Source organism: Metabacillus litoralis (assembly GCF_007994985.1).
GTDB lineage: Bacteria > Bacillota > Bacilli > Bacillales > Bacillaceae > Metabacillus > Metabacillus litoralis.
In genome coordinates, this window is the sequence record NZ_VOQF01000024.1 from 21,773 (window position 1) to 28,989 (window position 7,217).

Annotated in this window: 8 protein-coding genes; 1 reads left to right on the top strand and 7 read right to left on the bottom strand. The window is 33.4% G+C overall.

The window, feature by feature from the left end; translation table 11 throughout:
* Window positions 1-86 precede the first annotated feature (86 nt).
* The 3 genes from FS935_RS22090 to FS935_RS22100 form a co-directional block, all read right to left on the bottom strand.
* Window positions 87-548, bottom strand: a complete 462-nt coding sequence (locus tag FS935_RS22090) for a hypothetical protein (RefSeq protein ID WP_146950777.1) — start codon at window positions 546-548, stop codon at window positions 87-89.
* Window positions 549-843: 295 nt separating this feature from the next.
* On the bottom strand, window positions 844-1,428 hold the full coding sequence (locus FS935_RS22095) for a hypothetical protein (RefSeq protein ID WP_146950778.1): 585 nt from the start codon (window positions 1,426-1,428) through the stop codon (window positions 844-846).
* Window positions 1,429-1,556: 128 nt separating this feature from the next.
* A complete protein-coding gene (locus tag FS935_RS22100; protein WP_146950779.1) occupies window positions 1,557-1,754 on the bottom strand; it encodes a nucleic acid-binding protein in 198 nt (65 codons plus the stop codon).
* 1,142 nt (window positions 1,755-2,896) lie between these two features.
* On the opposite strand from FS935_RS22100, the gene FS935_RS22105 reads away from it, so the two are divergent.
* Window positions 2,897-3,655 carry an endo alpha-1,4 polygalactosaminidase gene (locus tag FS935_RS22105; protein ID WP_146950780.1) on the top strand — a complete coding sequence of 253 codons (759 nt, stop codon included), beginning with the start codon at window positions 2,897-2,899 and terminating at the stop codon, window positions 3,653-3,655.
* 23 nt (window positions 3,656-3,678) lie between these two features.
* Here the strand turns inward: FS935_RS22105 and FS935_RS22110 are convergent, their stop codons facing one another.
* From FS935_RS22110 to pelG, 4 genes are all read right to left on the bottom strand, one after another.
* Window positions 3,679-4,362, bottom strand: a complete 684-nt coding sequence (locus tag FS935_RS22110) for a DUF4956 domain-containing protein (RefSeq protein WP_146950781.1) — start codon at window positions 4,360-4,362, stop codon at window positions 3,679-3,681.
* A gap of 13 nt (window positions 4,363-4,375) precedes the next feature.
* Complete coding sequence (locus FS935_RS22115) at window positions 4,376-5,074, bottom strand: polyphosphate polymerase domain-containing protein (protein WP_146950782.1); 699 nt, start codon at window positions 5,072-5,074, stop codon at window positions 4,376-4,378.
* Window positions 5,071-6,810 carry a CotH kinase family protein gene (locus FS935_RS22120; protein ID WP_146950783.1) on the bottom strand — a complete coding sequence of 580 codons (1,740 nt, stop codon included), beginning with the start codon at window positions 6,808-6,810 and terminating at the stop codon, window positions 5,071-5,073. The genes FS935_RS22115 and FS935_RS22120 overlap by 4 nt, the downstream gene beginning before the upstream one ends.
* 10 nt (window positions 6,811-6,820) lie before the next feature.
* The coding region (gene pelG, locus FS935_RS22125; protein ID WP_240050998.1) for an exopolysaccharide Pel transporter PelG at window positions 6,821-7,217 on the bottom strand (397 nt) is incomplete at its 5' end.

Genomic DNA, 7,217 nt, shown 5'->3' on the forward strand with positions numbered 1-7,217 from the left:
AAATGAGCTAGGAAATGCATCTCCAAGCTCAATGTATTTTGATGTACATTTTTACTAAAGCTACCCTTTAGTTGAATAATGAATTATTAAAATTCAAATTCAAACAATTCCTTTTTTTCTTCTATTGAAAGTCCCGTAAAGAACTTTTTATGTACCCTCAGTTCTTTCTCTTTTCTAGGGAATGTTTTTTCCAACCAAGTCACCGCCATTGGAGTATGTTCAGGTTGGGCATTAACTTTTTCTAAAAACCATTCATATTCTTTTACAGTTTCATCAGTTAGAAGTGTTAAGTCCTTTTTCCTGCTTTTATAATCGAGTTCTGCTAGTCCTCTTGCAGTAATCTGACCATTTATTTTTTTCACTACTCCAATTTCAGAAGGCATGCGCTGATCATTAATTGATACAAAGTAATGTATGTAGTTAGGTAATCTGAAAAGTCCCTTTTTTGTATCTCTGTTATTTGCAATGTAAAGCCAATCACCTTTATTTGAAAAACAATTAAACTCAGCATCCTTTAATGCAATTAACATTTTTTCATACTTTTTCATAACACACCTCAATTTTATAGATAAGATTTTCATAATGCGTTGAATGATTAAAATGGAGTAGAGTATTTAACACTTATGCCGATAAAAAACGTATTCTTCTTTAGTTCAGGAGAAGGGAAGCTAAAAGATATCTTTTTATGAAGGTATTTACATAAAAATTCTTCACAAATAAAAAAAATCCCTTCTTCAGCTAAACTGCTTCTATAGTTGAATAAGTTCCACAAAAATAGCTTCAATCCCTTCTAAGATCAAAGCTACCCAATAGTTTAAGTACATAATTTCACAATCAGCTATTTTATCCACCTTGTCTGTCTATTACATCTCCACTTTCAGATAATCCTCTGACAATACTTTCTCTACCTATATTGAAATAATAACGTTTACTTTTATCTTGATGATGAATAATTTCAGCTTCTTCAAATGACTCTTCTTCCTTTGTTTTGGTCTCTACTTTTACAATTCCAGGATTATTTACTTCACCAAACACCACATAAAATTCATGAAGTTCATTCCCTTTATTATCATATTCACGCAGAGGTTCAATATGTAATGTCATATTATCATTCTCGTAATGTGTCCATCCATGATGACCAACGTTTTCCCAGCCTTCTTTATCACTTCCTTTAAAGAAGGCTAATGCAAGTGCTTCGTAATTTACCAAAGGAAAGTCTTCTTTATTAGGGTCTGTCGTGTACATAACAATGGTTACATTGTCATATATTTCAGTGTGGATTATATCATTAACTTTATAAGGAATACCTTTTTCAATTGCTTCTTGAAAATCATCATATTTTCCAATTTCAAAATCTGAAAAATCAACCCAATAAATCAATACTACTGATAAGACAGCAATAAGAGATATACTTATTAGCCTTTTCATCAATAACCCCTCCTCACTTTTTATATTACTATTAAAAAACTAAGTTCTTGTTCCACTATTCTGCTTCGTTAGTTTAAAAAAGGGGCTAATGTCTGTCGTACAGTCGCTCAGTTAAATAATTATCTATCCTACTCACTAAACTCATTATATTCATCAATGTAGAATGCTACATAACCACAATTTGAGCAAACGGCTGCTTTAGGCTTTGCAGATACTTTGTTGAAAAGCCCTTTCACCTTTTTACTTATTTTGATTCCGTACATTCCACCTTCAACATTAACATTACAATCTTTTATCATTTCATTTTGACATTGATTACATTTCATCTTTATACCACCTTTGGTTTTAAAACCTTGTTTACTTATATACGAGTAGACAAAACATAAAGTTTCACAAAGTATAGAAACAACCTTGCTTTTTCAAGTAATCTTACTTCTTAATTTGAATAAGAAATAGACAATTCCTCTAATTGCAGAAACCTGCTCCGTTAGTTTAAGTGTAAACCTTCACAATATTGCATTTATTTTAACATAAATATCCAGTTTAAGTTAATTTAATTTTATTAGATGTAGGGTAGCTGTTACCAAACCATTTTACTTAAAATCAACCTTTATCTTTAACATAGCCAATTTAAAAAGGGCTGGAGTTCATTTACTAGTTTTTATACGATAACAATTACATTTTTGATATCTAGAACTTTTATAGCCATTATTAGAAAATCCCCCAATACACAAGTTCCTAGAAATAAATAGGAACTTATTTTATGTCGCAATTTATATCTACTCCACAATAGATGGTATATGCTAAATTCTGGTTTTGTCGCCGAAAAAAGATAGAATCTGGTGTTTCTCCCACAAAGACATGTTAATAACGATAGGTTTCAATAACATTAAAAAAGTCTAAATCCTTAACTGAAAAGGATTTTAGACGTTTTCCTTTCTTCAATTCCAATAGATTCTCCTTCTTATTTAATGCCGTATTCCCTCACATAGCAACCTTTATACTAAAGGTAATTCTTCTTATTCAATTAAGGTTTCTGAATTACCGTTGTTGTATTTACCTAACTTTGTAATAATGAAATTAAGCTTGTGGAATTAAGTAACGTTAATACCTACTTAAATTTAGTTGTATAAAGTACTACTTCACCATTTAAAATGTAATTATTACCTTCAACTGAAATTTGATCAAACTCATCTGATAAATTTATTACACAATTAAAAAAGTCCTTTGTAGCAGACGTGTTTTGTTCAGTAAAGACTATTAATTATATTATTCTATTTTTTCATCGAATCAAAGATTAGTGGGACCGATACTATATGTTCCTTTACTAATTAAATGATAAAATATAGATAAAAAATTAGAGCTGTCTAACTACTCACAAACCAGGAGGATAACTACGATCAAAAAGTTCATAATATCTCTACTTACTATTACAGCTATCTTTTTTACAGCGAAAGGGTTGTTACACATGTTTTGGTATGGTCCTTTATATGATGTTAAATCTTTTTCTATTTTCTATGGCAATCCTACTGAACAAAAGGTGCAGGAACTTAAAAAATTTGATGCGGTTATTTTGGAGCCCACGGCATTTTCTAAAGAGAATATTACTATTCTACAAGAATCCGACGTTAAGGTATTCGGCTATGTAAGTCTTATGCAGCTTGAAAATTGGAATGAAGAGCTGAAGAAGCATATTGCTGATTCTGATTATGCAGAGCTTAATGGTGAACGAATTTATATTGAAGAATGGGATACATATGTGATGGATTTGCGTGAGTCGCATTATCGTGATGCATTACGATGGAAGATAGAGAAGTATGTGACAGCAAATGGACTTGATGGGGTGTTTTTTGATACGGTGGATGATCTTGACTACTATTTTCATGAAGATCAAGAAACGCAGCAAAACATGAGATCAGGTTATGTGTCTTTACTAGAGGAGTTAAAGTCAGCATACCCAGAATTATTAATTCTCCAAAATCGAGGATTTGATACATTAAAGGCTGCTTCCAAACCATATATTGATGGTGTGTTATGGGAAGGATTTGAGGCCAGTGATTTGCAAGAAAGTGAGTGGGCAAAAACTTGGCTGAAGTATTTTAAGAAAGAGCAATTGATTGGTAAAGTGCGAGTACTTACCGTTGTCACAGATGAAGAAAGCCTGAAATTAAGTGAAAAACACCGCTTCCCTGCCTTTATGCGTACTGGCGGAACTTATCAAGAATAAAAAAATGGGGGTCTGACCCCCATTTAAACTGCATAATCCCCGTTATACTGAACCAACGAAACATCCTGTACACCATCAAGATCTCCTAATTTATTCATAAACGCAGTGTTATCAATCTTCAGTCGAATTTCCGCGGTTATCTCCATCATGTTTTTACGAACGACCTTTGATTTAAGGGTATAATCTAGCTTTTGCAATTCACGTTTTACTTCGTCATTTGCTTCCTCTGTGTAGTGGATAACAAGTAAATATAATGTGTCTGTATGTTTTTTGCGTGATAATACAACGATTACAGCTCCGATGATCACAGCTCCTAGTAGTGTGAGGAGATATAAGCCCGCTCCACTTGAAATACCTGCTGCAATGGCCCAGAACATAAATACAACATCAAGTGGATCTTTTATCGCTGTTCTAAAGCGGACAATACTTAGAGCCCCAACCATTCCCAGCGAAAGCACAACATTTGTACTTATTGTCATAATCACAAGTGATGTGATCATGGTCATAACTAGTAATGTGACATTAAAGCTAGGACTATATAACACGCCTTTATAGGTATATTTGTACACACCATAAATAAAGGAACCTGCCATAAAGGCTGTTAGTAAGCCTAGTAAAATATCAAGTGCTGCTAGGTTTCCAAACATATAATCATTTAAAAAGCTATTTTTTATCACGTCATTGAAATTTGTTACATCATTTCCCATTTGTTTCCCCTCTTTAGTAACCGTGATATTGGATTGATTTCATACGGCATAATACATATTTTGAAATCGCTGAACGATTATGAGCACCAAGCTGAAGAACAGCACGAATATATTCTGGTAAAAATTCATCATATTTCACTTCAAGAATCATCTGTGAAGATGGTAACACTTCTGTTGAGCTATTGTTGGGATTAAACAAGTCAGTTGAATTTGTCACAACACTCAATTCCTTATCAAAGGTAATCCTCACATTACTAATATGGCCGATATATGCTTCACGAATATAATCAACAATCACACGTGGCCGCATATATTCACTATTAAGATAATGATAAAATTCCTTATAAAGTGGCTGCTCTTTATTTCTCAGAAATTCATAATCCCAATCAAGCAGCTTCAGGTATTCTTCTTTTGAAATGGATACAGATGTTTTTAGGATATATTCTCCCTGCCTACTTTTCTTCTCAAGCTTTATGACTTCATCAGAATGGTTATATATCCGAATCCTGAATTTCTTTCTTCGCAAAATTCCATAGTTCTTTTGAAATAAATCATGATCATGTATATTATCAAAATAAAGACTTCTAATTAAATATCCTTGTTGATCAATTGAGTGATCATCCTGCTTTAAAAGTACACCTATTTTATTTCGCAGAATCAAGTAGTCTTTCTCAGTAATATAATATTTTAATTCATGGCGGAACTTCTTCATGAGCTTGCTCCTTTAGTCACAATAATTTCTTGAACACCCCAGTGAATAATCCTCGCATTGTCTTTATAATAATCAAACGGAATTTGAGTATGACCATCTTCATCCGTTACTAATACACGCCAATAATATCGACCAGGCTCAAGTATATCTGTTTCATAAGAGAACTTCTTCACATCTTTTATATCAACGATCGTTGATTGAAATGTTGGCTCAGTACTGATTTGAAGATGATAGGTTAAGAGATCTTCCTGCAGATCATGAGATGTTTCCCATTTGAACACATCTTGATTATTCTCCCTTTGGTAATGTAAAAATATCGGCATTGGGAATTGCAATGATTCTTTGTATAAAGCTTGGTATCTTGTTGCCACTGTTTTTAGCTTGTTGTATGAGGAATCAAATTCAGAAGCTTCAATTCCTAAATATTTGAGATCTGGATTTCTCAAAGTGTAAGGCTTAACAATTGGTCGATATTCGTCAATCTTTTTAGCCATTGATTCTTCATTGATGATTGCTGTAAGTTCATCAATTTTCTTCGATAGCTTTTCTACATTTTGCGGATCTCGTAAATAACGTTTATGAAGTACCGTTCCCCAATAACGTTGAAGCCCTAAATGCCAGCTTGGAAAATCATCTGTTCTTTCTGCATCACGACCAAGTGCTTTATCAAAATCCCACGGAATAAAATACCACTTCTCTGAATTAAGTGGACTGTATAAATAGTAATTCGTAGACATTGTGTCATAATTACCAAACATCACATTAACTGCCAGCCATGTGAGATAATTTTCTTCATTAAAGTATTTAGAAAACACCTCATTAAACGGCTTTGACAAATCATTTACATCATCTAACATGGTTAGCAATTCTTCATGCTGTTCACTGCCACTTATTTTCAACACAGATTCGAATGTTTTTTTATCATAAGCTGGATCATCTGAGAGCTTAAGTTGGTCTTGATAGCGATAAAATTCAAAGTTTTCCGCTTTATACAAATGACCATCAGGGTTAAGGCCACGAGCGGCTAGTGCTTTTTCATTAAGCTGCTCTACATGTGTATAAAGGCCATAATCAACAAACTCATCACCTGCATTTGGATCCGTCATATCTTTAACATGTAATTGAACAAAATCCGTTCTCAAACTGATAAGATCGGGAATTTCTTTAAAAAAGTCAAATGCTAATTTATTACGAACTCTAGTCACATCATCTGCATGCTTATTTAAATTCAGTACAGTTTGTCCATACCATAATCCACCGTTATCACTTAAGCGAATTTTATAGGATTTCTGTGCTTCAAGACGACTAGAGCGTCCTCTTAACTCAATACTTGCATTTGGAGACGATTTCCCCAGATCAATAAAGCCATTCTTTTCAGGACCTTCTTTCGTTCCTGTTTCAAATAAAATGTTCAGCTTTGGTCCATCATCTAGATTGCTATATTCTTTATACGATTCATTTAATTCATAAATGCTAATGTCGTTATCTGGTACACGATTTTGATCAAAAACTGTTATATAAACATGCTTCACTTTATTGCCGTTATGACCTTCGTACACACGCTTATCCTCAACAAGTGAATCCTCAGTTTTTTCTACCTGAGTAGTCGTACTGTTTTGCTTTGTAGTAGCATTTTGCTGATTGGTAGGAGCTGTTGAATAGCTCTTCATCACCAACAGAAGGATAAAAACCGCAATCACGGCTAGTGATGTTTTAAAATATGGTGGTTTTTTCATGCTGATCCTCCTATTCTTCAAGACTACCAAACCTCTTTAACAGCCGCTCAATCCCCGTTATTTTTTCTTTATAAACAATAGGCTGCGAGCAGAATGTTGTGTAATCAATTTCGTTTAATCTTGAGATCAAAATACGACAGCCCAGATATAAACTAATAATCGCAGCGACAAACATGCCTCCTCCATATTGATTAAACAATCCCATGAAAAGCAGGGTAAGAAGAAAGCTTAATATTGTGTACGAACCGATGAGCCAAAATGCTGCTTTTTTTTCATCAAAATAAAGCAGGATGAGAAAAAAGGTAATGATTAAGCTAAGAAACCATGTTCCTAACACAACAATCATGAATATATCAATTTGATCTTGTGTCATTCCGAGAAATGGTAGAAACCTTACACCTAAAAAT

Bases quoted from the DNA above. Each gene is read 5' to 3' on its own strand.
- FS935_RS22090 (WP_146950777.1), bottom strand. From the start codon at position 548: ATGAAAAAGTATGAAAAAATGTTAATTGCATTAAAGGATGCTGAGTTT.
- FS935_RS22095 (WP_146950778.1), bottom strand. From the start codon at position 1,428: ATGAAAAGGCTAATAAGTATATCTCTTATTGCTGTCTTATCAGTAGTA.
- FS935_RS22100 (WP_146950779.1), bottom strand. From the start codon at position 1,754: ATGAAATGTAATCAATGTCAAAATGAAATGATAAAAGATTGTAATGTT.
- FS935_RS22105 (WP_146950780.1), top strand. From the start codon at position 2,897: ATGTTTTGGTATGGTCCTTTATATGATGTTAAATCTTTTTCTATTTTC.
- FS935_RS22110 (WP_146950781.1), bottom strand. From the start codon at position 4,362: ATGGGAAATGATGTAACAAATTTCAATGACGTGATAAAAAATAGCTTT.
- FS935_RS22115 (WP_146950782.1), bottom strand. From the start codon at position 5,074: ATGAAGAAGTTCCGCCATGAATTAAAATATTATATTACTGAGAAAGAC.
- FS935_RS22120 (WP_146950783.1), bottom strand. From the start codon at position 6,810: ATGAAAAAACCACCATATTTTAAAACATCACTAGCCGTGATTGCGGTT.